The sequence below is a fragment of the Neobacillus notoginsengisoli genome, from assembly GCF_003515685.1.
Taxonomy (GTDB): Bacteria; Bacillota; Bacilli; order Bacillales; family Cytobacillaceae; genus Bacillus_D; species Bacillus_D notoginsengisoli.
In genome coordinates, this window is the sequence record NZ_QWEG01000003.1 from 265,164 (window position 1) to 291,199 (window position 26,036).

23 protein-coding genes are annotated in these 26,036 nt (G+C 43.8%); 2 read left to right on the forward strand and 21 right to left on the reverse strand.

The features are described 5' to 3' along the window. Positions 1 to 34: 34 nt before the first annotated feature. The 8 genes from D1B31_RS05945 to glgB form a co-directional block, all read right to left on the reverse strand. Positions 35 to 1,027 (reverse strand): zinc-binding dehydrogenase, encoded by a 993-nt coding sequence (locus tag D1B31_RS05945; protein WP_118919828.1) that lies wholly within the window; start codon positions 1,025 to 1,027, stop codon positions 35 to 37. A 101-nt stretch (positions 1,028 to 1,128) separates the two neighbouring features. Then, positions 1,129 to 1,575: a DUF6376 family protein gene (locus tag D1B31_RS05950; RefSeq protein WP_118919829.1), complete on the reverse strand. Its 447-nt coding sequence runs from the start codon at positions 1,573 to 1,575 to the stop codon at positions 1,129 to 1,131. A 71-nt stretch (positions 1,576 to 1,646) separates the two neighbouring features. Continuing rightward, positions 1,647 to 2,228 (reverse strand): YdcF family protein, encoded by a 582-nt coding sequence (locus D1B31_RS05955; RefSeq protein ID WP_420846069.1) that lies wholly within the window; start codon positions 2,226 to 2,228, stop codon positions 1,647 to 1,649. Between the two features lie 83 nt (positions 2,229 to 2,311). Continuing rightward, entirely contained in the window at positions 2,312 to 4,711 is a 2,400-nt protein-coding gene (locus D1B31_RS05960; protein ID WP_118919830.1) for a glycogen/starch/alpha-glucan phosphorylase, read from the reverse strand. Further along, the gene (gene glgA / locus D1B31_RS05965; RefSeq protein ID WP_118919986.1) at positions 4,701 to 6,152 is read right to left on the reverse strand and encodes a glycogen synthase GlgA; all 1,452 of its coding nucleotides are present in this window, start codon (positions 6,150 to 6,152) and stop codon (positions 4,701 to 4,703) included. The genes D1B31_RS05960 and glgA overlap by 11 nt, the downstream gene beginning before the upstream one ends. After that, complete coding sequence (locus D1B31_RS05970) at positions 6,149 to 7,177, reverse strand: GlgC family sugar phosphate nucleotidyltransferase (RefSeq protein WP_118919831.1); 1,029 nt, start codon at positions 7,175 to 7,177, stop codon at positions 6,149 to 6,151. The genes glgA and D1B31_RS05970 overlap by 4 nt, the downstream gene beginning before the upstream one ends. A gap of 20 nt (positions 7,178 to 7,197) precedes the next feature. Further along, a complete protein-coding gene (locus D1B31_RS05975; RefSeq protein ID WP_118919832.1) occupies positions 7,198 to 8,340 on the reverse strand; it encodes a glucose-1-phosphate adenylyltransferase in 1,143 nt (380 codons plus the stop codon). Further along, positions 8,258 to 10,216, reverse strand: coding sequence for a 1,4-alpha-glucan branching protein GlgB (gene glgB / locus D1B31_RS05980; RefSeq protein WP_118919833.1), 1,959 nt, complete (start codon positions 10,214 to 10,216; stop codon positions 8,258 to 8,260). The genes D1B31_RS05975 and glgB overlap by 83 nt, the downstream gene beginning before the upstream one ends. A gap of 355 nt (positions 10,217 to 10,571) precedes the next feature. Between glgB and D1B31_RS24155 the strand changes: the two genes are divergently transcribed. Then, positions 10,572 to 10,721, forward strand: coding sequence for a hypothetical protein (locus D1B31_RS24155; RefSeq protein WP_158587478.1), 150 nt, complete (start codon positions 10,572 to 10,574; stop codon positions 10,719 to 10,721). A gap of 416 nt (positions 10,722 to 11,137) precedes the next feature. Here D1B31_RS24155 and D1B31_RS05985 read toward each other — a convergent pair whose 3' ends face one another. The 6 genes from D1B31_RS05985 to D1B31_RS06010 form a co-directional block, all read right to left on the reverse strand. Then, entirely contained in the window at positions 11,138 to 13,735 is a 2,598-nt protein-coding gene (locus D1B31_RS05985; protein ID WP_118919834.1) for a helicase-related protein, read from the reverse strand. Positions 13,736 to 13,840: 105 nt separating this feature from the next. After that, positions 13,841 to 14,509: a TerC family protein gene (locus D1B31_RS05990; RefSeq protein ID WP_118919835.1), complete on the reverse strand. Its 669-nt coding sequence runs from the start codon at positions 14,507 to 14,509 to the stop codon at positions 13,841 to 13,843. 336 nt (positions 14,510 to 14,845) lie between these two features. Continuing rightward, positions 14,846 to 17,515 carry a pyruvate, phosphate dikinase gene (gene ppdK / locus D1B31_RS05995; protein ID WP_118919836.1) on the reverse strand — a complete coding sequence of 890 codons (2,670 nt, stop codon included), beginning with the start codon at positions 17,513 to 17,515 and terminating at the stop codon, positions 14,846 to 14,848. Beyond that, positions 17,512 to 18,333, reverse strand: a complete 822-nt coding sequence (locus tag D1B31_RS06000; protein ID WP_118919837.1) for a pyruvate, water dikinase regulatory protein — start codon at positions 18,331 to 18,333, stop codon at positions 17,512 to 17,514. The genes ppdK and D1B31_RS06000 overlap by 4 nt, the downstream gene beginning before the upstream one ends. 24 nt (positions 18,334 to 18,357) lie before the next feature. Next, complete coding sequence (gene ccpN, locus D1B31_RS06005) at positions 18,358 to 19,011, reverse strand: transcriptional regulator CcpN (RefSeq protein WP_275670698.1); 654 nt, start codon at positions 19,009 to 19,011, stop codon at positions 18,358 to 18,360. Between the two features lie 132 nt (positions 19,012 to 19,143). Then, a complete protein-coding gene (locus tag D1B31_RS06010; protein WP_118919839.1) occupies positions 19,144 to 20,550 on the reverse strand; it encodes an FAD-binding domain-containing protein in 1,407 nt (468 codons plus the stop codon). 187 nt (positions 20,551 to 20,737) lie between these two features. On the opposite strand from D1B31_RS06010, the gene D1B31_RS06015 reads away from it, so the two are divergent. Next, positions 20,738 to 21,556, forward strand: coding sequence for a YitT family protein (locus D1B31_RS06015; RefSeq protein ID WP_142922567.1), 819 nt, complete (start codon positions 20,738 to 20,740; stop codon positions 21,554 to 21,556). 71 nt (positions 21,557 to 21,627) lie between these two features. Here D1B31_RS06015 and D1B31_RS06020 read toward each other — a convergent pair whose 3' ends face one another. From D1B31_RS06020 to D1B31_RS06050, 7 genes are all read right to left on the reverse strand, one after another. After that, positions 21,628 to 22,380 (reverse strand): exodeoxyribonuclease III, encoded by a 753-nt coding sequence (locus tag D1B31_RS06020; protein ID WP_118919841.1) that lies wholly within the window; start codon positions 22,378 to 22,380, stop codon positions 21,628 to 21,630. Positions 22,381 to 22,451: 71 nt separating this feature from the next. Further along, positions 22,452 to 22,889 carry a peptidylprolyl isomerase gene (locus D1B31_RS06025; RefSeq protein WP_118919842.1) on the reverse strand — a complete coding sequence of 146 codons (438 nt, stop codon included), beginning with the start codon at positions 22,887 to 22,889 and terminating at the stop codon, positions 22,452 to 22,454. Between the two features lie 205 nt (positions 22,890 to 23,094). Further along, complete coding sequence (locus D1B31_RS06030; protein WP_118919843.1) at positions 23,095 to 23,610, reverse strand: mismatch-specific DNA-glycosylase; 516 nt, start codon at positions 23,608 to 23,610, stop codon at positions 23,095 to 23,097. Between the two features lie 75 nt (positions 23,611 to 23,685). Further along, positions 23,686 to 24,024, reverse strand: coding sequence for a hypothetical protein (locus D1B31_RS06035; RefSeq protein ID WP_158587479.1), 339 nt, complete (start codon positions 24,022 to 24,024; stop codon positions 23,686 to 23,688). A 101-nt stretch (positions 24,025 to 24,125) separates the two neighbouring features. Then, positions 24,126 to 24,317, reverse strand: coding sequence for a hypothetical protein (locus D1B31_RS06040; protein WP_118919845.1), 192 nt, complete (start codon positions 24,315 to 24,317; stop codon positions 24,126 to 24,128). Between the two features lie 159 nt (positions 24,318 to 24,476). After that, entirely contained in the window at positions 24,477 to 25,235 is a 759-nt protein-coding gene (locus tag D1B31_RS06045) for an ATP-binding cassette domain-containing protein (RefSeq protein WP_240035185.1), read from the reverse strand. A 23-nt stretch (positions 25,236 to 25,258) separates the two neighbouring features. After that, positions 25,259 to 26,023: an ABC transporter permease subunit gene (locus D1B31_RS06050; RefSeq protein WP_118919847.1), complete on the reverse strand. Its 765-nt coding sequence runs from the start codon at positions 26,021 to 26,023 to the stop codon at positions 25,259 to 25,261. Positions 26,024 to 26,036 lie beyond the last annotated feature (13 nt).

The window sequence follows — 26,036 nt, forward strand, 5'->3', positions numbered from 1 at the left end:
AAGAAGCCCTTCAGAAAAAGAGCTTCTTCTTTCACTAGTCGATGATAAAGCCTATTTTGCCTAATTGCTCTGCCCTGTTAAGCTTATCAAAAGCAGCTTGATAATCCTTCAATGGGAACATTCGGTCGATTACAGGGCGAATATTGTGTTCTTCGATAAACGATAACATCTCCCTAAGTTCTTCGCCGCTTCCCATTGTTGAGCCAAGTAAATTAAATTGACCGTAGAAAAATGCCCTTAGGTTCAGCTCCACTGTGTCACCTGCGGAAGCCCCAAACGTTACCAATGTACCGCCTGTCCTTAACTGGCTGAGCGATTTATTAAAAGTTGCCGCCCCCACTGATTCGATGACGACATCCATTTTTTTGCCGCCGAGCGCTTCAGCCCATTCTCCATTGCTATCAAAAGCCTGATTGGCTCCCATTTCGAGCGCTGCTTGGCGCTTTTCTTCAGAACGCGATGTCACATATACAATGGCCCCTACGGACTTTGCCATCTGAAGCATAAGCGTTGCAACTCCGCCGCCGATTCCCGGAATGAGGATTTTCATCCCTTCTTTCAGTTTTGCCCTCGTAAACAAAACCCTATAGGCAGTCAGGGCTCCGAGCGATAAAACCCCAGCTTCTTCCCAGGTCAAAAATGCCGGTTTTGGAAGCGCGTTTTCAGAAGGGATGACGACATACTCGGCGAAAGTACCGTGAAACGGATGCCCAAGAATTTCAAAGCCCTGCGGAGGGGCATCGGTATTTTCCCGCCAGCCGAGACCGGGATTGATAATCACCTCATCGCCAACTTTTGCATCTTCCACTCCTTCCCCAACCGCATCAATAATCCCGGCTCCATCCGAACCAAGGACGAGGGGAGGTTCCGAGCCTTTGTGGCGTTCAAGCACGATAAGGTCCCGGTGGTTCATGCCAGCGGTTTTCAAGCGGACTCTGACCTCACCTTTGCCAGGCTCCGCTTTTTCAAAATCCATAAATGACAATCCTTCCATACCGGTTATTCCCGCATGAACAAGTGCCTTCATTTCACTCACTCCTGTGCTTTAATATGTACCCTTTTATTTTGACTCATTTTTCAAATAATTGCATCCTTTTCGCCAAAAGAACAAACCGGCAGGCTGCCGGTTTATTTCCCTTTTTCCTTTAAATCCTCAAATGCTTCTTTCAATTCATCTATTGGTTCTTGAAAGTTCTCTTTTTTCAAGAAATCCTCATCCAATGTACCGTTTTCTATCCGTACCAGATAACGGTCGATTTTTTCTTCAAGCAATCCGCTTTTTTCAGTGATATTCTGGTGGAGGCCCTCAGCCATTTTTGGTGCTTCCGCTTGACTAAACTCATTGATTTCCTTTTTCATTTCGATCAATTTGCTTTTTAATTCCTCTTTAGCCTGTTCGTCATGAACAGCTTCCTCGGCCTTCAGGGATGCTTCCTTTGCAAAATTAGCCGCTTTTTCCAAATACTCAGAAGCCTGGGCGGCATATGAGCCTAAATCGCTTCCGTCACCACTTTCACTGCAGCCTCCCAGTATGACAGCTAATAGGGCAGCCAGTATAGCCAATCTTTTATTCATCTATAAAACCTCCCAATAGAATCAATGAAGAGTAGATAGGTCCTATGAGTCTATTACCCGTTTTACCATTCCTATAATACTGAGGTTAAATAGAATTTTGTAATTGCCAGATACTCACGGGCATAGGATTTCACGATCGCCATCCTTGGCGTTTCAGCCGGCAGGCCTCCTAAATCAAGCCCGTATTTCTTTGCAATCATTTTCGCCCGGTAAACATGAAAATCATTTGTCACAATGAGCCCCTTTTTCAATCCTTTTGGAATGAGCTTTTTTGAAAAAGAAATGTTTTCATAAGTACTAGTTGATTTGTCTTCAAGAATAATCCTGTTTCCTTCAACCCCAAGCCTTTCAAGTCCTTCCTTGATGGCAATGGCTTCAGTAATATTTTCTCCCGGGCCCTGGCCTCCCGAAGCAATGGCAATCGCCTTTGGGTTATTCCTAAGATAATCCGCCGCCGCTTCAATTCTCGCCTGAAGTGCGAGCGAAGGAACATATCCCTTCACCCTTGCTCCAAGGACGATTAAATACTCGGTATCCTTTGAATGAACTTCTTTACTGTGTTGAATTATTTTAATGTGAAGGAAACCGATATAAAGAATTCCGGCAATTCCCGCCAACAGCAGCCCCTTTTTCACTCCCGCAATCTTTAACATAGAAATAACTTCCCCTATTAGAAAATGATGATCTGAACAAAAAGAAAAGGAAACCTGCAAAAGATTTCCTTTCTAAGACAGACTTACTTAATGATAACGGGTTCCGCATGCCAGATATCATCCGCATATTCCAGAATCGTCCGGTCACTTGAAAAGAATCCCGATTTTGCAATATTGATCAGGCTCTTTTTATTCCACGCTGTTTGATCGCCGAACTGCCTGCCAATTTCCTCTTGGATATCAGCATAAGATGAAAAATCCCGGAAAACAAAATACTGGTCATTAGAGGCAAGCAGCGAATCATAAATTTCCGTAAACTCATTGTACGTATCAGGGAAAAATCCGTTCACAAGCTGATCGACCACTGTCCTGATTCTGCGGTCATAATGATAATATTCCTGGGCGTGATAGCCGCCGTTCCGTTGGTATTCCAGCACTTCCGCCGCACTTAGGCCGAAAAGGAATATGTTCTCTCGGCCAACGAGCTCTGTGATTTCTACGTTAGCGCCGTCAAGTGTTCCAACCGTCAGCGCACCGTTCATCATAAACTTCATATTTCCTGTACCAGAAGCTTCCTTGCTCGCCGTTGAAATTTGTTCACTCACATCCGCTGCCGGGAAGATTTCCTCCCCAAGTGAAACCCGGTAATTTTCCAAGAAGACGACTTTCATCTTTTTGTTAACCTCGGGATCATGATTGACCTTGTCCGCGACACTATTGATCAGTTTAATGACTTTTTTGGCAAAATAATAACCCGGTGAGGCTTTTGCGCCAAAAATAAACGTTCTTGGATACATGTCATAATGCGGATTTTCTTTTATTCTGTTATACAAATACATAATGTGAAGAACGTTCAGCAGCTGCCGTTTATAGGCATGAAGCCGCTTGACTTGGACATCAAAAATGGAATGCGGGTCAACAGCTATGCCTGTCTTTTCAAGAATTCGGGACGCCAGCCGCTCCTTATTGCCATGCTTGATTTCGGCCATCTTTTCGAGGAATGAACTGTCTCTGAACTGAAGGAGCTTCTCCAATTGCATTGTATCGTTAACCCAGTCTGGCCCGATCGAATCGGTAATCAAGTCCGTCAGCCGCGGGTTTGCTTTCATGAGCCAACGTCTATGTGTGATGCCATTTGTCTTATTATTGAATCGCTCCGGGAAGATTTGATAATAAAGATTCATCTCCCGCTCCTTCAATATATCCGTATGCAGCTTTGCCACACCGTTAATGCTATGGCTGCCGACAATCGAAAGGGGCGCCATCCTGACTTCATCATGAGCGATAATCGCCATGTTTTCTATTCTGTTCCAGTCGCCGGGGTACCTGTCCCAAAGCCCCTTGCAAAAGCGTTCGTTAATTTCCTCGACAATCATATAAATTCGCGGCAGCAATGTCTTAAATATACGAACCGGCCATCTTTCCAGCGCCTCTGAAAGGGTCGTGTGGTTCGTATAGGAAAGCGTGTTGACAGTTAAATGCCACGCCTCGTCCCAGCCAAGCCCTTCATCATCCATCAAGATCCTCATCAGTTCAGGAACTGCCAATGCCGGATGGGTATCATTGATGTGGATGCTTGTATGTTCATGGAGCTCGAGTATGCTTCGGTTTTTCTTCTTGAACGACTTGGTGATCGCTCGCAAGCTTGCAGCAACAAGAAGATATTGCTGTTTTAGGCGAAGAATTTTTCCTTCGTCATGCGTATCATCAGGATATAGAAACTCACAGATTGCTTCAGTCTCTTTTTTGTACTTAAGGATATCCGTGTTAGCCGTGAACTTCGACGGTTCCGCATCCCACAGCCTGAGCGTGTTGACAGTCTTATTATGGTGGCCGAGCACAGGCATATCATATGGCACCGCAGTCACGATTTCGGCATTGATATGTTTAAAGACAAGCCGGCCATTTTCAACTGTACTTTCAACTTCTCCCCAAAATGGGATTTCCTCAGCCTCATCCCCCTTGCGGACTTCCCATACGTGCCCATGCTTCAGCCATTGTTCAGGAAGCTCAACCTGGTAACCATCCACAATCGTTTGCTCAAAAAGGCCGTGCTTATAGCGGATGCCACAGCCATGGCCCGGAAGGCTCAGTGAGGCGAGCGAATCGAGAAAGCAAGCGGCAAGACGTCCGAGGCCGCCATTTCCGAGGCCCGCATCCGCCTCGAATTCCTCGAGGTCATCCAATTCAATGCCAAGTTCCTTCAGTCCCTTGCCGACAACATCCTCAACCCCGAGATTCATCAAATTATGGCGCAAGAGACGGCCGAGAAGAAATTCAATTGACAAATAATAAACTTGCTTTTTGCCGGAAGTCCGGTACATTTCATTCGTTTTTATCCAATTTTTACTGACATATTCCCTAATCAGAATGCCAAGTGTCTGGAACTGCTCCCTACGGCTACTTTCTTCAAAATTCGTTCCGTATGCCATTTCCAGTTTTCTTATATAAGCTTCTTTAAACTCTGGAACACTAGAAAACATGTGGATCACCTCTTCTTGGAAGCTCTTTGTACAATTGCTGGTAGCGCAATGCTGACTGTGTCCAGCTGAAGTCGAGTTCCATCATTTTGCTCACAAGGCGGCGCCATTCTTCCCCCCTCCTATAATAAGAGAGTGCTCTTTCAATCGTGAACAGCATGTCGTGGGCATTGAAATTCGTAAAGGTAAAACCATTGCCGCTGCCAGTTATTTCATTATAAGATTTAACCGTGTCATTCAGCCCTCCGGTTTCCCTTACAACCGGAACCGCCCCATACCGCATCGCGATCAACTGGCTCAGACCGCACGGTTCAAACTTCGAAGGCATTAAAAACAAATCCGCCCCGCCATAAATCCTGTGGGCAAAAGATTCATCGAAACCGATAAACGCTTTGCACTGGCCAGGATATTGGCTGCTCATATGGCTGAAGAAGTATTCAAACTCCCGATCCCCGGTACCAAGGACGATCAATTGGACACCGGTTGCCATAATCTCGTGGAAAACCCCTCTGACCAGCTCAAGGCCCTTTTGTTTCGTTAGCCTTGTCACCATTGCCATTAGAGGGACGCCGCTATCTTCAGGCAGGCCGAACTGTTTCTGGATTGCAAGTTTATTTTTCGCCCTTGCTTCAAGGTTCTCAGAAGAGAATGGAACATCTAGGAACAGATCCGTTTCCGGATTATAAAGCTCATTGTCGATTCCATTCACAATGCCTTCCAAATCCCGGCTCCTCATCCGAAGGACGCCGTCCAACCCTTCGCCAAAATACTCGGTCTTGATTTCTTCCCTGTATGTAGGGCTAACCGTTGTAATTTTGTCGGCGGAAATCAACGCGGCTTTCATAAAATTAATATTTCCGTAGTATTCCAGCTGATCTGGAGTAAAGTACCGATCATCCAGTTCCAATAAATCATTCATCACCACTTTTGGGAAAATCCCCTGGAACTGCAGATTATGGATCGTAAATACGGTCCTGATGTTTTTGTAGCCATCTCGATGCCTATACTGCTGGTTGAGAAGAAACGGAATCATTCCCGTATGCCAGTCATGGCAATGAATGATATCCGGAAAAAAGCCAAGCTGTCCGATACTTTCCAGGACAGCCCTGCAATAGTATGAAAACTTTTCCCCTTCATCATAGTCACCATACATTTGGCTCCGGAAAAAATAATACTGATTATCGACAAAATAATAGATGATTCCATCATGCTCCAACTCTTCAATTCCGCAGTATTGATTCCTCCAGCCAAGAGTTACCGTATGTTCGGCCACTTTTTTCATTTTAGATTTGTATTCCTCAGGAATAAGCGAATAGTTTGGGAGCATGACCCTTACATCAAAGCCCAGTTTCTTTAATTCCTTCGGCAACGACCCGGCAACATCCGCCAAGCCCCCTGATTTGATAAACGGTACACATTCTGATACTGCAAACAAAAGCTTCACGAGTGATTCCACACTCCCTGTACCCTTCCTTTGCGGATGACATTGGGGCTTTTCTCTGATGCGATCAATTCCACTCCGTCTTCAATTAGAACATCCTTATCCAAAATAACATGGTCCAGCACGGAGTTTTCACCGACTTTGGATTTTTGCATAATAATGCAATTCTTCACGACTGCTCCTTTGCCAATTGTCACTCCTCTTGCTATGATGCTGTTTTCCACAACCCCTTCTATATGGCAGCCATTCGCAATGATGGAATTCGTGACTGAGGAAGTTGATGTATACCTTGCTGGCGGTTCATCTTTCACTTTTGTCAAAATCGGCCTTTCCTTCGCGAATAACTCATTCCAAATAGCCGGGTTAAGAAGGCTTTTACTCGCTTCAAAATAACTCCGGATTGAATCAACCTGGATCGCGAAATTCTCATACTGATGATAATGGACGCTATATTGGCTGTTCAGGTCTGTCAAGGCGTCCCGAATTGTCTGATAGCCGGTAACCTCCCGTTTTTCAATCAATTCAATGAGAAGCTCCCTTTTAAGGAGGTAAATGCCCAGCGATGATCCGTTCTTCATAATCTCTGTAATATCTTTACCGGATTCGATATGCTCATCTAGAATCGGGCAAAAGTCCATGTTAAAAACGGTATAGGCATTCGCCACTATCGCATATGGCTGTCTGCTTCGGGTGAAAAAGTCGATATTCGCGGCAAAGTCTTCAAGCGGCCCAATTCCTGTCACCGGCTTGTCATGCAGAGTCGATGGGAAGAAGAATAAGCCATCCCTTTTTCTGTTTAAATCCCAATTTCTCCCAGAGCCAAGATGATCCATTAACGATCGGTAATGGTATTTTGAAAAAATCGCCACGCTCTGAATATCGGAATTCACCATATTTGACAAGATAAAGTCGATGAGGCGGTATCTGCCGCCAAATGGCATAGCTGCGACGGACCTATGGACCGTTAGTCCATCCAAGTCTTTATGGAATGTTGTTGCATCAATGACACCAAGCATATCTTTTTTCAATTGCTGCCCCTCCCTGCGGATTATTTGGACAAGAGTTGATCAATTGTATCCTCGGATACGAGAATGGCTTCACCGTCATACCCTTTTATGACCGCCCCATCCGGGATTGACATACCAGGCGATATAATCGCCCGCTCAATGACGCACTCCGAGCCAATCACTGCGTCCGGCATGATAACAGATTCTTTAATTGAAGCCCTTTTTTTAATCGAGACTCCCTGGAAAACGACTGTCTTCTCCACCTCGCCCTCAATCACACAACCTTCGTTTACTAGTGATTCTTTCAGCTTAGCCTCCGGGCAGATATATTGCGGCGGCTGATTAGGGTTGACGGAATAGATGCGCCAGTTCTGGTCAAAAAGGTTTAACTCTGAGTTTTCGTCCAGCAAATCCATGTTGGCTTCCCATAGGCTCTGGACAGTACCGACATCCTTCCAGTAGCCTTTAAACCGGTAGGCAACGAGTTTTTTGTTTTCATCCAGGAGAAGGGGGATAATATCCTTTCCGAAGTCATGGGATGATTCGGGATTCTCATTGTCTCTTTCCAAATAATCCTCAAGCATACGCCAATTGAATATATAGATACCCATTGATGCAAGGTTGCTTTTAGGTTCCTTTGGCTTTTCGGAGAACTCTATAATGCTATCGTTCTCATCCGTATTCATAATCCCAAATCTATCCGCTTCCTCCCAAGGAACTTCAATAACAGAAATTGTGACGTCAGCCTGGTGTTTTATGTGATGGTCAAGCATTTTCTCATAATCCATTTTATAAATATGGTCACCAGACAAGATCAGAACGTATTCAGGGTCATATTGCCTTAAATACGTCAGATTTTGATAGATGGCACTGGCTGTTCCTTCATACCATTTTACTTCGGAAGAGACACTGTAGGGCGGAAGAACTGTAACCCCTCCGTCCATCCTGTCAAGGTCCCAGGCGCTGCCAATGCCGATATAACTGTTCAGCACGAGCGGCTGATATTGTGTCAGCACCCCAACTGTATAAACACCCGAATTCGTACAATTGCTTAGAGGAAAATCAATGATTCTATATTTTCCGCCAAACGGGACCCCCGGTTTAGCCAGTTCTTTTGTCAATGAATTTAGCCTGCTCCCCTGTCCTCCTGCCAGAAGCATGGCTACCATCTTCTTCTTTTGCATTGGCATTTATCCCCTTTCTCTTTTTGACAGGCCTAAGAATAGAGATTCCATAAGGCGGCACATTCATGACTACTGAAAATGGCATGCCATGGAAACCCTCCTTTTCAGCCTTAATGACTTTTTTATTGATGACTCCTGAACCGCCGAATTCCAGGGAATCACTGTTCAAAATTTCCCGGTACCTTTCAAGTCCGGGAACTCCGATTCGGTAGCCTGTGTAGGCATGCCAAGTGAAGTTGCAGACAATGACGAGGAAATCGTCGTCATTGGTGCCTCTGCGCGCAAACGAAAAAACCGATTGCTGATGGTTGTTCGCATCAATCCATTCAAACCCTTCCGGCGTGGAATCGAGTTGGTACAAAGGCTTTGACCGTTTATAGAGCTTGTTTAACTCTTTTACGAATAAGTTCAGTTTTGCATGCATTTCGTAATCGGTGAGATGCCAGTCAAGCTCTTCCTTATCCTTCCACTCCGAAAATTGCCCTAATTCTGTTCCCATAAATGTCAGTTTTTTACCGGGATGTGCAATTTGGTAGCCTAAGAGCAGCCGGAGTTGGGCGAATTTTTGCCAATAATCGCCCGGCATTTTATCTAGAAGAGATTTCTTCCCATGCACAACCTCATCATGAGAAAAGGGGAGGATAAAATTCTCTGAGAAAGCGTACATCATTGAAAAAGTTACTTTATTATGATGGTATCTGCGGTGGTTCGGATCCGTTTCCATGTACTTCAGCATGTCGTTCATCCATCCCATATTCCACTTGTATGTAAACCCCAGGCCACCGTGCTTTGGCGTAGTGGTCACATTAGGCCAGTCCGTGGAATCCTCTGCAATCATCAGGATGTTGGGACGGATGGATCCTACCGCGGAATTCAGCTTTTTCAAAAAAGTAATGCCGTGCGGATTTACCTCGCTTTCAGAATTTGGACGGTAGATGATATTGGCAACGGCATCGACTCTGAATCCGTCAATATGGTACTTCTCGAGCCAGAAGATGGCACTTGAAATGAGGAAGCTGTTAACCTCTGTTTTTCCCAAATCAAAGTTGGCTGTACCCCAAACTCTGTTCTCACGCTCATGCTCGTTCAGGTAATCATACGCATAACCGCCATCAAAGTTATACAGCCCATGTGCATCTTTGCAAAAATGGCCGGGCACCCAGTCAAGGATCACGCCGATATTATTTTGGTGGCATTTATCCACAAAGTACATAAAATCATGTGGTGTCCCGTATCTGCTTGTCACGGAGAAATACCCGGTTGTCTGGTATCCCCAAGAAATATCGAGGGGATGCTCTGTCAAAGGGAGGAGTTCAACGTGTGTATATCCATGCTCGAGTACATAGGGCACAAGTTGATCGGCTAATTCCCTATAGTTTAGAAAAGAGCCATCTTCAGCCTTCTTCCAAGACCCGAGGTGCACCTCATAAATAGAGACAGGTTCGGATGTGGAATCTTTTTTATCACGTTTACGCATCCAGGAACGGTCATTCCATTTATATCCACCAAGTGAGTGGACGATAGAGGCGGTATTAGGCCTGATTTCTGAATAAAATGCATACGGATCAGCCTTTAGCTTCTTCTCCCCAGAAGAAGTGATAATTTCATACTTGTAGAGAGACCCAGTTAAATTCTGTTCGGCAACGAAAAGCCAAACCCCTTCCTTATTGACTTTTTCAAAATTGAACCCATTTCCTTCCCAGTCATTAAAATCTCCTGCGAGCCTTACCTCGGAGGCATGTGGAGCCCACACACAAAATCTTGTATATGTCCTGCCGCCTTCGCTTATGACATGGGCGCCAAATAATTCATGGCTCTTAAATAAAGCCCCTTCATGAAACAAATGAAGCTGGAACTCAGTTGGATGAAAAACCATCCTATTCACCTGCCTATCCTCAGTAATATTCTAGTTTCCGAAAATTTACCTGTATAAACATTCTCTAAAGCCTTTTCGACATTTGATGGGAGAAAACCTTTAAAAAACCTTAGTATTCTGATTTTTTTATGTAAAAAACGGTTGGTGGCGCTTACATAATCCAATTAATAAAAAGGTGGAAATTGAATATTGTTTTTTGTTTCAACATCCTTCGTATTTACTGCTTGAAAAAATAGATTGATAGAAAGGAATTCTTTTTTGGAGGGTTTGAGTAGGAAAATCAACAATTAGGTAAACAATTTTTAATGCAAACAAGAAATTGGGCAGTCCATTTAAGGGAAGCAGCGGAAAACGATTGCATGAAGGAATCATAGAAAAAGATGAAGGGGCATTTATGGGGTCACTTCTACAATTTATTGCTGAAGTGAAGAAAAAGTCCGGAAAAGAGCTTAGCTGGAATAAGGCAAATAAAGTGGAAGTGGAAGCTGAAGCCAGCCAGTTGTAAAATGAACAAACTTATCCAAAAAAGCCTATTTTCACCCCAAAAAATGCTCCACTATTTTCTTTTTGGCCAAAATCGGGTATAATGAACTAAATGAGACAATGAAAGTGCCGGCCATGTTGCAGCATGTCCGGCACTTGACCGACGGTTCCCCGGAAGTGGAATCGGGAATAAAGCAAAAACCCGCCTCTTATGCTTGCCGGCTCAAGGGTGGGTTATTTTTTTTGGTTTACAGACATTACTGCCACAATTAGGCTAGCGAACGAAATTGCGAGCATCATTCCTTGAAAAACCGTCATTAAGCATCACCCCCTTTCGCTGGGAGTGCTTATGTCCACCCTTGAAGAACCGCCGATTATCTTAATTATAACATATATTTCTACATTTTACGAACATAAGTTCGGTTTTGCTCATTATTTTTAGAGTTTGCCAGGCTTTCTTTTGTTCTGCCTAAAATGGTTTCTTCTTTTATTTTGCCGTGAATGGCAATCATCACATACTGAATACCGAAAGTCATTCCTTAATGTTTTTTTGCAAATCCGGCATTTTTTGCTATGGCTTTTCGTTACGTCCTTAAGTTCTTCATGAATACGATCACTTACTTGTTCCCGCAGCCTTTCCCAGTAAACTGCTTCAGTCCTCCGCGCAAGCTTGTACAAAAACAAGAGATGAAGGCCAATTGATTTGTACGCCAATTCCATTTCCTCAAGATTTCGATCTTTCAATTCCGGCTCAGGCAGTTCCCTTCCCTCGGAAATGGCTTCCATCGTTTGAAGCCATTGCTCTGTCAATTCAGGTTCTCTTGCTGAAAAAGGCAAATGAAGATAACCATATAACTCCATCATTGGGAACTTCGTTTCGATCATCGTTCCTTCGATGATTTCATAGCGGCTCCGCTCCTCGGTGAGTTCTGCCTTTTTGGTTCCCTCTGGGCTCGTGTATTTTTCCCATAATTCGAAAAAGTCTCCAAGGCTTCGGCTATATTTATGGAAACGCTCAAATACCGAAGTGGTAGGGGCAATCGCAAATACTTCGACAGGCTTATCTTCTGCTTCCAGCAATTTTTTCATTTTTGGTATTTCAGAAACAAACGCCACCCTGCCTTGGTCGTATATCCCTTTCCTCCCTGCCCTTCCGGCAATTTGTTTAACCTCTTGTGAAGTTAATCTCCTTCTGGAAGTTCCGTCAAATTTCTCGTTTTCCAGGAAGACGATCCTTCTGATGGGCAGATTCAAGCCCATGCCGATTGCATCGGTAGAAACAATCAATGATGTTTGGCCTGAGAGAAAAAGCTGCATCTGTTTTTTTCGGGTTTCCGGAGGCATACTTCCATAAATCATACTGACTTTATGGCCGTTGCTCTGCAGGATTGCCGCAGTCGCAAGAACCTGTCTACGGGAGAAGCAGACTAGGGCATCCCCTTTCCTCGCTTTTTTTAATGTGAATTCCTGTTCTTCAACCTTCAGCGGCACATCTCTCTTATATTCGATTAGCTCGTATTCGGAACTGCCGAGCAATTGAATGAGCATTTGCTTAATATTTTTACTGCCGATAATATGGACTTCTTTTGCATTGGCCTTCGTGATGGCCGTATACCAAGAAAAACCGCGATCCCTGTCCGCAATCATTTGTGCTTCGTCTATGACAGCAACTTCATATGCATCTTTTTCATGAAACATTTCAACTGTGCACGAAATATGGCTTGCGCCAGCTTCAAGCTTTTCTTCCTCCCCCGTCTTTAATGAACAAGGAACCCCTTCCCCATTCAACCTGTCATAAACTTCGAGGGCAAGCAGACGGAGGGGAGCCAAATAAATACCGCTTTCCGCTTTCTTCATGGCGGCAAGAGCCTGATGGGTTTTACCGGTATTGGTTTCACCAATATGAAGGACGTATTTGACTGCTTTATTGGCAGTTGGCTTATATTCTCTTCCAAACACATCTTCGAGCATTTTCTGCTCTTCCGCAGCCTTCCTTTCAGCCTCAGCCTTTTCAGCGGCAAGCTTTTTTTCTCTATCTGCCAAATCCGCCTCATAAATAGCTTGATGGGTTTCAATGTCAAATGGGACTGGCGCCAATTCAATCAAGTCGGACATATACTCCTCCTCAATTTTCCCCATGATAGAAATCGCCAACTCTTCTGCCTGATCGGCGATAAACAAGGACAGGAATTCATCCTTGTCAGCATCGCCATCAAATCGGAAATATTCGCTTTCGATCCCTTCAGGCAGATTTTCAGAAATCAGCTTGGAGGCATTTTTTAAAACAGTTACGCTAACCAAATGTTCATACGGAAAGTAATATGTTTCATATTCATAAAACCTTCGTCCATGATGACTGCTTTTATGGATGCTCCCAGTCAACTCTTTCAGAAAATCGCTGACACGGTAGTAATCCACGGGTTTAAAAGCCCCCAATTCCTGCAGCTTTTCTTCAAGCATAAACGTGTCAATTTGTTTGAACCTTTGCTTCGTCCTCATATCCTCTACAAGTTTTTTAGCAACTGCATGCCTTGTCTTTAAAAACAAAAGCCGTTCATGGTCCTGAAGCAGTCCCGCTGTCAAACAGGTAATTGAACCAAAAAGCTCCATTCGGGCATTCTCCAGTTTTTGGGCTTCTTCCCGCTCCTTTAATCGGGTTTTTGCCAACTCGTAAATTTCTGCCCATTTTTCAGGTTGTTCATGCATTTCTTCTAAAAACCAATCCACTGCGGCAAATGGCTTGTACGATCTCATCTCATTTCTGAAAAGGCGGTTGATTAATTTCCTATCAACACCTTCAGTAACAAATCCACGTTCCTGCAAATATTCCTTCTTAACCTTTTTCGGTACAGCAGCCGTTACTTTATTGAGCCATACATTTAACCATAAAGGCTCGATATAATGAGAACGATCTTTTAGATAATCCGCTAGAGCCGGTATGTCCTTCAATTGCTCCATATAGACGGCTATATCTTCCTTTATTTTATACTTTGTATTTTGAACTGCGTTTTCATAGGCATTCATGATTTCCTGCATAATGTATTACTCCTTACCTGATTTAAACGTGTTTGTTTTTAGATTACCCTCAAAAAAAGGAACCAATCTGTCCGAATGGCCCCTTCTTTCGCTGTTTCACTAAGCTTATTCAACATTTTTTCTCTTCGCATTAATCATTCTGCCGATCAAAATGACAGCCACAACAATTACAAGTTCAAATCCATATTTTATGAACGGATTGGCAAAATACTGTTTCAAAAATGGCTCACTTACAATCATTTTGGATGCTGTCCATCCAAGTATCGCCGCGCCGATCGTAATAATAACAGGGAACCGGTCTACCCATTTCAAGATTAATGTGCTTCCCCAAACAACGATCGGTATTGAAATCAGCAAGCCGAGGATGACAAGTACCCAGTCTCCTTGCGCGGCGCCCGCCACTGCGAGAACATTATCAAGTCCCATCAGCGCATCGGCTATAATGATTGTCCGAATGGCCGCCCAGAAACTTTCTCCTGCTTTTACTTCATGGCCCTTCTCTTCTGTTAGAAGCTTTATGGCAATCCAGATGAGCAAAACTCCACCGGTCAGTAACAGGCCTGGTATTTTTAACAGCCATACCACTATGAGAGTGGCTGCTGCCCTGATGGCGATTGCCCCGAATGTCCCCCAGATAATGACTTTTTTCTGCTGGTTTTTGGGCAATTTCCTGGCAGCTAGTCCGATAACAATCGCATTGTCCCCTGCCAGTACGAGATCAATCATGACAATTGCCATGAGGGCAGTCAAAAATTCCATTGAAAATAACTCCATCTTGTTCAGTTCCTCCTTGTTGACTCATGCAGTAATTTTTTCCTCTAGGTCTGCAAAGCTCATCTAGGCCTTCCTATACCCTATATGATACCCGCCAACCATTGATTGGCATTCACAAAGAAAGAGCCCCTGCCGTCCGGCAAAGGCTCTTTTGGAAAAAAGACCTTTACCTTTGACAGGTAAAGGTCTCGCTAACAACATCGCTGCTGCCAACAAAGCCGGGGGTTAGACCCCGTAATGACGACTTTGCTGTAAAAGCTACTCCCCTTTATACTAATCCTATAGGATAGGAAAATAATAAACTATCTTAGACTTAATTTCAAGCAGGAGGTTTTTTTAAGCATTGAAAACGGGTGATTCGACAACCTTTCCGTGACGAATTGTCGCTTGCGCTGCTGCAAGGCGCGCCAATGGAACTCTGAAAGGAGAGCAGCTTACATAATTAAGGCCCATCCGGAAAACAAAATCAATTGAACTCTTTTCGCCGCCATGCTCGCCGCAAATACCTGTTTTTAATCCCGGTTTTGTTTTACGGCCAAGCTTTACCGCCATCTCAACGAGTTTTCCGACACCGTTTTGGTCCAGGACTGCAAACGGATTATCAGGCAGCACTTTGTTTTCAATATACGCCTGAAGGAACTTGCCCTCAGCATCATCTCGGCTGTAGCCGAATGTCGTCTGGGTCAGATCATTTGTACCGAATGAGAAGAAATCCGCTTCTTCAGCAATTTCATCCGCGGTAAGAGCCGCTCTCGGAATTTCAATCATCGTGCCGATTGTATACTCGAATACCCTGCCTGTTTCAGCTTGGATTTGATCGGCTGCATCAATGACCAGCTGGCGCATTTGCCTTAATTCATGGACATGGCCGACAAGCGGAATCATAATTTCCGGCCTTACTTTAATCCCTTTTTCAGCTACCGAAGCGGCGGCATAGAAAATGGCTTTGACCTGCATCGCATAGATTTCTGGATTAATCATGCCAAGGCGGCACCCTCTGTGCCCAAGCATCGGGTTGAATTCCTCAAGCTGGCGAACCTTCTTTAGCAGGAGTTGCTTTTCTCTTAGTTCCGGTGCGTCAGGATCAAGGATTTGTAACTTAGTGATCTCAACGAGCAGTTCCTCTTTATCAGGCATAAACTCATGCAACGGCGGGTCAAGAAGGCGAATGGTGACAGGCAGTTCCTTGATTGTTTCGAAAATCCCTTCAAAATCCTCTTTTTGCATAGGAAGAAGTTTTTCCAGCGCCGCGCTTCTTTCTTCAAAGCTTTCAGACAAAATCATTTCCTGCACGACCGGTACCCTCTCAGCATCCATAAACATATGCTCCGTCCTTGTCAGCCCAATCCCTTCGGCGCCAAATTCAAGCGCCTTCATTGTATCCACCGGGTTATCCGCATTGGCTCTCACTGAGATCGTGCGAACTTCATCCGCCCAGGAAAGAAGCTCCTGAAATTCCTCTGACAATTCCGGCTCGATCATCGGGATATCACCAAGCATTAATTCCCCAGTTCCCCCATCAATCGTAATGACGTCATGGTGTTTTACAATCGTATCCCCTACCTGGAATAGCTTTTCCTTCAAGTCTATTTTTAACGCTTCACAGCCGCAAATACACGCCTTGCCCATACCACGGGCAACAACGGCAGCATGGCTCGTCATTCCGCCCCTGCTTGTGACAACAGCCTGTGCCGCAATGATTCCATGGATATCGTCCGGCGTCGTTTCAGGGCGGACAAGAATGACCTTTTTGCCTTCTTTATTCAGGGCTTCGGCTTCATCCGCATCAAAAACGACAATTCCTGTCGCTGCTCCGGGTGAAGCAGGCAGGCCTTTTGCCAGGCGAACCCGTTCGAACTTATCATCAATCCTACGGTGAAGCAGCTGGTTTAGTTGATCAGGTTCGACACGCATAAGGGCGTCGTGTTTTGAAATAAGCCCTTCTTCAACCATCTCGACTGCGATCCTGATGGCCGCCTGCGCAGTCCTCTTACCGGTCCGGGTTTGCAAGATAAATAGATTTCCGCGCTCAACCGTAAATTCGATGTCCTGCATTTCAAGGTAATGCTTCTCAAGCTTTTTGCATAATTCGGCAAATTGGTTGTAAACTTTAGGCATTTCTTCTTCTAGTGTCTTAATCGGCTGAGGGGTACGGATACCTGCTACGACATCTTCACCTTGGGCATTGATTAGGTACTCACCGTAGAGGACGTGTTCCCCAGTGGACGGATTTCTTGTAAAAGCAACTCCGGTTCCAGAATCGTTGCCCATATTGCCGAATACCATGCTTTGGATATTGACAGCAGTTCCAAGATGATCCGGAATTTTATTTAGGTTTCTATAGACAATTGCCCGCTGGTTGTTCCACGAATTGAAAACCGCATTGATAGAAAGGAACAATTGCTCAGTTGGATCCTGCGGGAATTGTTTTCTAGTATGCTTTTCAACTATTTTTTTGTAACCTTCGATTACCTCGGCCCAGTCTCCGGCTTTCATTTCCGGATCTGAAGCGTAGCCCTTTTCAGTTCTTTTTTCCTCAAGATATTGCTCAAAGAAAAACACATCAACGCCAAGTACGACATCACTGAACATTTGAATAAATCTTCTATAGGAATCATACACAAAACGCGGGTTGCCTGTCAGTAGCGCCATACCCTCAGCTGTTTCGTCATTCAGTCCGAGGTTTAGGATCGTGTCCATCATACCCGGCATCGAATGAACAGATCCGGAGCGGACAGAAACGAGCAGCGGATTGGCTGGATCACCAAGCTTCTTTCCTGTATTTTCCTCTAGTTTTCCCAATGCTCCAAGGACCTCTGATACTACATCGGCAGGAATTGTTTTTTCCGCCTCATAATAAGCATTGCAAGCCTCAGTGGAAATGGTAAAACCAAATGGGACAGGCAGGCCAATTCTGGTCATTTCAGCAAGATTCGCTCCCTTGCCCCCAAGCAATTCCTTCATTTGGCTGTTTCCTTCATTGAATAGGTAGACATACTTTTTCATCGGGTTGAACTCCTTTCAATTTTAAGAACATCTAAAATAAGGCTTGCGGTTTCTTCGACTGCTTTATTTGAGACATTGATGATTGGGCATCCGACTCGTTTCATGATTTTTTCAGCATAATCCAGTTCCTCAAGGATCCTCTCAAAACTGGCGTAATTTGCATGGGAAGTCAGTCCCAATGCCTTCAGGCGCTCTTTTCTAATTTCATTCAACTTGTCAGGGGTGATAATAAGCCCAACACATTTTCCTCTTTGGATAGAAAAAATTTCATCCGGAGGAGCCACTTCCGGGACAAGCGGAACATTAGCCACTTTGTAACGGTGATGGGCAAGGTACATTGATAATGGAGTCTTTGATGTACGCGAAACACCAATCAGGACAATATCCGCCTTCTCGACTCCCCTTGGATCCCTTCCATCATCGTACTTAACGGCAAATTCAATGGCGTCTACTTTCCTAAAATAGTCATCATCAAGCCTTCTCATCAGTCCTGGGCGGTGCTCGGGTTCCTTATTGAACTTTTTAATGAAAGCATCCATAAGGGGGCTGAGCAAATCAATCGCGGTAATGCCTTCTTCCTTTGTCCGTCTGTCCAAATATTCCTTTAGGGCAGGAACGACCAAAGTATAAGCAATGATGGAGTTTCCCTGCTTCGCCATCATAATGGCATCTTCAAGATCTTCTGTATCTTCAACATAAGAACTTCTGCGGATTGCAATATTCCCCCCGTTGAACTGGGTTGCAACTGCCTTGACAACAAATTCGGCCGTTTCGCCGACTGAATCGGATATGACATAAACTGTTTCCTTAGCTGCCACTTTTGCACTCACTCCTTAACAGGTTCATTGCCCGAGGATTTCCAAATAAGCTTTTGTGATGGTGGTTTTCGTTATCCTGCCAAGAACTGCATATGTATGGGTTCCTTTATCGATTTCCTTTACAACAGGCAGGGAGTCAACTTGAAAATCAATCATTTTCTTTGCAGCATCCAGTAATGTTTCCCCTTGCTCTATCATCACGATATTCGGCATCCGGGTCATGATAATGCTGATTGGCAGTTCTTCGTGGTTTTTATTGCCAAGAGTGGCTCTAAGCAGATCCTTTCGAGAAATGACTCCTGCAAGGTGCCCGTTCTCGTCCACGGCATAGATAGTCCCGACATCCTCAAGGAAGAGTTGGACGATCGCATCGTATACTGTAGCTGACTTCTGAATCACGATTGGGTGGGCTTTATATTCTGATACCTTTTGCCTGGCAGCCTGGACGGACTGGAAAGAGGTCCGCATGTCTTTATTAATGAAATAGCCTACCCTTGGTCTCGCTTCAAGATTTCCCGCCATCGTTAAAATAGCTAAATCCGGCCTTAAGGCCGCCCTAGATAACGAAAGTTGTTCGGCAATCCTTTTACCGGTAATCGGGCCGGACTTCCTGACGATTTCCATAATTGCCTCCTGCCGTTTTGACAGTTTAATTGAGCACACCTCCTCGTATTTCATGCAATTAGGATATACTTTAAAGTAAAACAACCTAATGTGTTACTATTTTTCTTAATTAGTATATTACATTAAGCCGAAAAAGGGAATAATAACGTGTATTAATTTTGTGGCAAAATCGTTAACAAGTTCTTCTTAGTCGGAAAACAAATCGAGAGAAAGCTGTTCATTTTTAGCTGCTGCGTTATTTCTCACTCTATTCGCATCTTCGTGACTATTAGTTTTTTTCGATTGATGAATAAGCGATTTATATAATTTTTCAGGATTGATTACCGGAGCGGGGTAATCCAATCGGAAAAAGCCTGGAAAAAGCCAGGGTTCATGCACATACTTACCAGGCAAGCCGGCCAATTCAGGTATATACCTTTTAATAAATGAACCGTCTTTATCCATTCTCTTGCCCGCTCTAACAATATGAAAATAGTTCGAGTTTTTTTCTAAAGATGCACATTCTTCAATCTCGAATTCATGAATCGAAGGGTCATAATCAAGCAGTAACGAACCGAGTAGAGAGGAAACAATATCTTTATTGAGACCAAGTCCGTTCGAGGCAAAAAAAGCGACAGTTTTCCGAAGAGCATATGGCAGCCAGCCTGTTTTCGTTAGGAAAATCATGGATGCATCAATGATTGGAATGCCAGTTTTGCCTGATTCCAAGGCTTCCTCTGCCCATTTCCCTTCCTTCGTTTCTTGCCTAGCTAACGACGAAATAACTGGTGTAGCTCCGAGGCTCGTTTCTGTAAAAAGAAACCGTTTAAATAAGTTTCGCAAAAAATGATCTAACGCTTTTTTATTAGCGGCAGCAGGGTCTTCTTCCAGTAATTTTAGTGTCATTAAAACAACAGATTTTAGAGAAATATTCCCCCAGGCTAAATATGGAGACAGACGGCTTGAATAGAATGAGGCTTTTATCGGGCTTTTCTTTCCCGCTAAATAATTTACATGCCTGTCCACAAGAAAAGACTCCATCGTCTCGATTGCGTTTCCTTCACCTCCAGCCTGCCCAAACCGGATTGGTTCACCGCTTAGATGAAAGAGTTCAAGTTTTCCGGTTGAGGAGAATAGCCATTCAGGGATTGTCTGCGCCATCTTTATTCGGACAGGTTGTAACTCTTCTAACATCGCAATTTTTTCAAGCCATTTTCTAAATGTGTATGTACTGTTTTCTTCAATTTCAATTGAAGGAAACACCTTGTAAGAAAAATCGTTTTGCTTTATCCAATTAAAAAAAGCAGGTCGATGAAATCCTTTCCCGCCGTAAAAAAACAAATGAACGTGACCTCGTTCCTCCATTATTTTTGAAAACACATCCTCTGCTTCACCAATGGCAATATACAGTGTTCCGCCGAGCGCGGTTAATCGTTCAGCCAAATCAATAAGGCTTTCCATCACAAAGTCATAATGCCTTTCTGATAAATTCCCTCCATCCCAAAAGGAAGGCTCAAAAATATATAATGGTAAAACGTCTCCATATTTTGCTGCTTCATAGAGAGGTAAATGATCAATAGTCCTTATATCCCTCGTGAACCAGACGATATTCATCTGTATTAACCCCCGTACTCTTAATACTTTCTTTTTACCATACCCGGCTTTGTTGTTGCTACACAAAACATTATAAAGATTCAGTTTTTTCCATCGTAAAGTTCCCTAATTTTTCACTAGTATTGCTAAGCATTGAATAATAGACTAGGACAGGAGGTTGACTATAAAACATCGAGGTGTGAAAGTTGTGCGGAAAACTATGTTTCAACTCATGGCCATCACTTTCTTTACTGCGGGGATGGCACTAGCTTTAAATACATTTCTCATTCCTCACCAAGTGCTGACCGGAGGGGTGGCGGGGATTGCGATTATCATTAATCATTTCATTCCGCTTAGCACGGGTTGGGTCATTCTAATGATCAATATTCCACTATTTGTGCTTGGCTATTTTCATCTAGGCAAAAAATTTCTTGTTTATACTATTTATTCAGTTGTATTGTTATCAATATTAATGAAGGTTTTTCCTGTCAATGCATTCAGCAGTGATTTATTGCTGTCCAGCATATTTGGAGGAGTCCTTTTCGGGACCAGTATAGGTGGATTAATCAGGTTTGGAGGGTCTGCCGGAGGGATTGACATTATTAGCCTTATTCTTGCAAAGAAAAAGGATTTGCCGGTCGGGGTCCTAATCACATGGATTAATTTGTTCGTTGTCCTTGCCTCTGCACTTGCTTTCGGTGCTGATAAAACGATCTATACATTATTTGCAATTTTTGCATCGGGACGTGCCGTTGATACAATCCACACGAGCCATACAAAACTGGCTGTGACGATTGTAACAGGCAAGTGGAAAGAATTAAACGAAGCATTAATAAGCCTTCACCAGCGGGGGATAACAATGACCGATGCAGAAGGCGGATATACGCTCGAACCTAAAAAAGTCCTAACGACAGTTATAACAAAGTACGAATTATCAGAAACGAAAGAAACAATCAAGAAAACAGACCCAGACGCATTTGTCCACATAACAAAAGCAATTGAAGTAATGGGCCGTTTCAGGCGTTAGAAAATTATCACATCTAGCGCCTGAAACTGATTGAATGTCATTTTTCTATTGTTTGAAGCGGCGGGCAAAAATCATTTTAATTCAAGAATGACCGGGCAATGATCACTGCCCATAATATAACAATCAATCTTTGCATCCATTAGCCTGCCCTCCAGCTTTTTCGAAACAAGGAAATAATCGATGCGCCAGCCAATATTCCGCTCCCTGACCTGGCGCATATAGCTCCACCACGTATAAGCACCTTCGTGTTCAGGGTAAAAATAGCGATAACTGTCAATATAGCCGGCCTCGAGGAGCTCTGTCAGCTTTTGCCTTTCCTCATCTGTGAAACCAGAATTGCCAACATTCGATTTAGGATTTTTTAGATCAATCCAGGAATGTGCTACATTCAGGTCGCCGCAAAGAATAACTGGTTTCTTTTCCTCAAGGCTAAGCAGATGTTCCTTGATTTGCTCTTCCCATTCAAGCCTGTATTCCAGCCTTGCAAGATCGCGCTGGGAGTTTGGCGTATAAACATTCACAAGATAAAAATCGTCATATTCCAGAGTAATGATTCTTCCTTCTGGTTCATAGTCTGATTCTCCAAGGCCATACCTCACACTCAGCGGCTTCACTTTGGAAAATACCGCCGTACCAGAATATCCTTTCTTTTCGGCATAATTCCAATATTGATGATAGCCCTTTAGTTCCATCGTAATTTGGCCTTCCTGGCATTTTGTTTCCTGCAGACAAAATATATCCGCTTCAGCCCGATGAAAATAATCCAGGAACCCCTTATTTACACAGGCACGGATTCCATTCACATTCCATGATATCAATTTCATGCAACCATCTCCCCCTAATCAAAAAAGAGAGGCTGAGCCGGTTAAATGGCCGGCTGCAGCCCCTGTCTGTTTTACTCTTCAAAAACTTCGACTTTTTGCATAACGTCGCCGTTTCTCATATTTCTCGCAGTTTCGAGCCCGGAAGTCACTTTACCGAAAACTGTATGGACTCCGTCAAGGTGTGGCTGAGGTTCATGGACGATGAAGAACTGGCTTCCGCCTGTGTCCTTGCCTGCGTGCGCCATTGATAATGATCCCGCTACATGCTTGTGGGGGTTTCCTTCGGTTTCACATTTAATCGTATAACCCGGACCACCAGTGCCTGTTCCATGAGGGCAGCCTCCCTGGCTAACAAATCCTGGGATGACTCTGTGAAACGACAGCCCATTATAATAGCCTTTGTTTGCAAGAGTTTCAAAATTCTCAACTGTCCCCGGTGCTTCCTCGGGATATAATTCAAATTCGATTTTTTCACCATTCTCCATTGTGATAACGCCTTTTTTTGCCATAAAAACAACTCCTTATCTTAGATAACCATTATGATACCACTTCTTTTTCTAAGAATGAAATATAATGCCATCATTATAGGTGGATTAGCCGATTGATTTCAAAAGAATGGCCGTGTTAAAATGAGATTGCCTCTTCCGAAATCGCTTGTTGCGGGACACTTAACCAGTTCGGACGGAAGGGGCAGGCGCTCTTTCGGGGGCGCCTTTATTTATGTTCTTTTAACCTTTCCGCCAATCCCGGCAATTCACTGTAAATCCTGACGATCTCGTCCATTTTTATTCTGACGAGTCCGCTTGAAGATGGGGCCACGAAGTCGGTTGTTCCCGGTACAGTCTGATTACTCTGTGCTCCCCAGGGGACGTCTTTTTGCAAACTGTACTGTTGATACACTCCCTTTCCTACAAAACAGGCAATCAATGGCCTGTACATCTTTATTTTCTCTTTCAAAATCTCCCTGCCAACCCTATATTCTTCCTTTGTAATTTCATCGGCTGCTTTCGTTGGCCTGGCTACGATATTGGTTAAGCCAAGTCCAATTTCAGGCAGCAAATAATCTTCTTCTGACTTATACTTCCTCGGTGTAATCGAGGCCTCATGAAGGATTTTCCAGAATCGGTTGTTCGGGCTCGCAAAATGATGCCCTGTTTTCCCGGAAAGCAAGCTTGGATTAAAACCAATAAACAATATATCAAGATCGTGTCTTATATGGTCCCGAAGCATATGATCACCCTTTATCAATCGATAATATTATTTTAACCTTGGTATGCAAAAAAGCCGCAAGAGCGGCTTTTGTTGTTACTGTTTTGTTTTGCTTCCGGAAGGCGGTTTTGTAAATAGTTCGGATGAAAACTCAGCCAACGCAGTGTTTTTCATCATGGAACTGGGGATAAAGCGCTCAGCCGCCTGCTGGATTTGCGGGAGAACATTTCGGTATCTCGTCCGCCTTAAACCCATCGCAGTCGCACTGACTCCAAGTCCAATCAAGGACGCCCAAAACATTCGTTTGTTTTGCCTGTTGTTCGCAATCCCTCTTAAAAGGGAAGCAACCATTCGGAAATTCATTTGCAGCCACACCTTCCCTACATGAATATTGGAATCCGCAAAAGGCCTTCCGTTATTTAGTATCCTAATCATAAGCAGCATAGATACGAACGCATTCCAGCCAATTTTGGAAGATTTGGCTTACAAAAACCAGACCATTACTTAAAAAACATGCAGCACACCGTTAACATATTCTACGACCGTTGTCTGCTTTTCTGTTTTTCCATTATTTCATGCGACTTTTCGATTATATCGGATAGAACGTCACCTTTATAAATCCTTCCTACTTTCACGTTTTCCTGATAGTAAGCAACAATCTCATCTAACTTCTGATACGTTTCCTTTGTGATCCTTACATTGAGCTGGACTCGTTGATTACTCATCATAATCCCCTTCCATATACTTCTTAGCAGTTGCTAGCACTTTACTATCTTTGACCTATCAACCGCTAACTCCCTGTTAAGACTACTTTACACTATTTTTATGCAAGTGGATAGTCATTAACAAAGTAAAAAGCGATACTGTATGTACCGCTCCCCAAAGTTTTATTTTCCAACAAGCCTCAACTCATTTTCGTTTCTTCGTTCCATAATCCGCTTCAATATATCTTCTACATGGCACTGAAACGCTCTTTGGGAGCGCTGTCTTGGACGTGGCAGATCAATAACCCGGTCCATCACGATTTTCCCATTTTCAATTAATATCACTCTGTCTGCAATCGCTACAGCCTCTTCGACATCATGAGTGACCAAAATGGAGGTGAATTTCTGCTCTTTCCATATTTCCTCTATCAAATCCTGCATTTCTAGACGCGTAAGAGCATCTAGAGCTCCAAGCGGTTCATCAAGAAGAAGAATATCCGGTTCGTGAATCAATGCCCTCGCAAGCGCAACCCGCTGCTTTTGCCCTCCTGAAAGCTTTGAGGGCCAATCCTGGCTCCTTTCCTCCAGTCCCACATTGCGAAGTGTATTGATTCCTTTTTGTTTCCAGTTTCCCTTTAAACCTGTTCCAACATTCTCCAGTACTGTTCTCCAAGGGAGAAGCCTCCCATCCTGGAACATAATTCTGGCATCTTTATTTAACCCGGTCATTTTTTTCCCTTTAATAAATATTTCTCCACCTTCATTTGACTCAAGACCCGCTATCAGCCGAAGAAGTGTGCTCTTTCCACAGCCGCTCTTTCCAACAATTGAAATAAATTCACCTGGTGCCGCGGCAAGATCAATTCCATCCAAGACTGCTCTGTTTCCATATTTTTTTCGTATACCCTTCAAAAGGACATAGGGAGATGGTTCTGAATACACGGTTAACACCCCTATCTGGTAGTTCAAGCATTCCATTTTAGCCACTTATCCTCCATCGCTCTTGCAATGACATCCGAGAGTTTGCCGAAAAGTGCATATAGGACAATGCTTAGGACAATGACATCCATGGCAAAGAATTCTCTTGCATTCATGGCCATATACCCAATTCCCGAATGAGCGGATATCGTTTCAGCAACAATAAGCGTCAGCCACATAACCCCAAGCGAAAAACGCACTCCGACCAGAATTGAAGATAGGGCACCGGGAAAGATGATGGTAAAAAAGAGGGATGGGCCTTTTAATCCATATGCCTTCCCCATTTCAATTAAGCCTTTATCGACTGATTTGATCCCATGATACGTATTTATATAAATCGGAAACAAAACCCCAATCGATACGAGAAATATTTTCGAGGTTTCATCAATACCGAACCAGAGGATAACAAGTGGAATCATGGCCAAATGCGGGATGGTCCTAAGCATTTGGATGGAAGTGTCAAATATCAGCTCAGACAATTTAAAAATTCCATTCAATAACCCGAGGATAAACCCTATTGTGCCGCCAATTAAAAAACCCGCCACCGCCCTTCCGAGACTGACAGCTATATGTTCCACCAATTCACCGGTTTGCAGCAAATGAATACCTGCCGTAATGACATCAGTTGGTGCCGGAAGGATCCTTGAAGGGATCAGGCCAAGCGAGGAAAAAAATTGCCATAAAACCAATATCAGAGCTGGAAAAATCCAGGGAATGATATACCTTCCAAATTTGCTGAGGTGAGGCAGCATAAGAATGCCTCCT

Bases quoted from the DNA above. Each gene is read 5' to 3' on its own strand.
- D1B31_RS05945 (WP_118919828.1), bottom strand. From the start codon at position 1,027: ATGAAGGCACTTGTTCATGCGGGAATAACCGGTATGGAAGGATTGTCA.
- D1B31_RS05950 (WP_118919829.1), bottom strand. From the start codon at position 1,575: ATGAATAAAAGATTGGCTATACTGGCTGCCCTATTAGCTGTCATACTG.
- D1B31_RS05955 (WP_420846069.1), bottom strand. From the start codon at position 2,228: ATGTTAAAGATTGCGGGAGTGAAAAAGGGGCTGCTGTTGGCGGGAATT.
- D1B31_RS05960 (WP_118919830.1), bottom strand. From the start codon at position 4,711: ATGTTTTCTAGTGTTCCAGAGTTTAAAGAAGCTTATATAAGAAAACTG.
- D1B31_RS05975 (WP_118919832.1), bottom strand. From the start codon at position 8,340: ATGCAAAAGAAGAAGATGGTAGCCATGCTTCTGGCAGGAGGACAGGGG.
- glgB (WP_118919833.1), bottom strand. From the start codon at position 10,216: ATGGTTTTTCATCCAACTGAGTTCCAGCTTCATTTGTTTCATGAAGGG.
- D1B31_RS05985 (WP_118919834.1), bottom strand. From the start codon at position 13,735: ATGCAGGAAATCATGAATGCCTATGAAAACGCAGTTCAAAATACAAAG.
- D1B31_RS05990 (WP_118919835.1), bottom strand. From the start codon at position 14,509: ATGGAGTTATTTTCAATGGAATTTTTGACTGCCCTCATGGCAATTGTC.
- ppdK (WP_118919836.1), bottom strand. From the start codon at position 17,515: ATGAAAAAGTATGTCTACCTATTCAATGAAGGAAACAGCCAAATGAAG.
- ccpN (WP_275670698.1), bottom strand. From the start codon at position 19,011: ATGAAATACGAGGAGGTGTGCTCAATTAAACTGTCAAAACGGCAGGAG.
- D1B31_RS06010 (WP_118919839.1), bottom strand. From the start codon at position 20,550: ATGAATATCGTCTGGTTCACGAGGGATATAAGGACTATTGATCATTTA.
- D1B31_RS06020 (WP_118919841.1), bottom strand. From the start codon at position 22,380: ATGAAATTGATATCATGGAATGTGAATGGAATCCGTGCCTGTGTAAAT.
- D1B31_RS06025 (WP_118919842.1), bottom strand. From the start codon at position 22,889: ATGGCAAAAAAAGGCGTTATCACAATGGAGAATGGTGAAAAAATCGAA.
- D1B31_RS06030 (WP_118919843.1), bottom strand. From the start codon at position 23,610: ATGCTTCGGGACCATATAAGACACGATCTTGATATATTGTTTATTGGT.
- D1B31_RS06035 (WP_158587479.1), bottom strand. From the start codon at position 24,024: ATGATTAGGATACTAAATAACGGAAGGCCTTTTGCGGATTCCAATATT.
- D1B31_RS06040 (WP_118919845.1), bottom strand. From the start codon at position 24,317: ATGATGAGTAATCAACGAGTCCAGCTCAATGTAAGGATCACAAAGGAA.
- D1B31_RS06050 (WP_118919847.1), bottom strand. From the start codon at position 26,023: ATGCTGCCTCACCTCAGCAAATTTGGAAGGTATATCATTCCCTGGATT.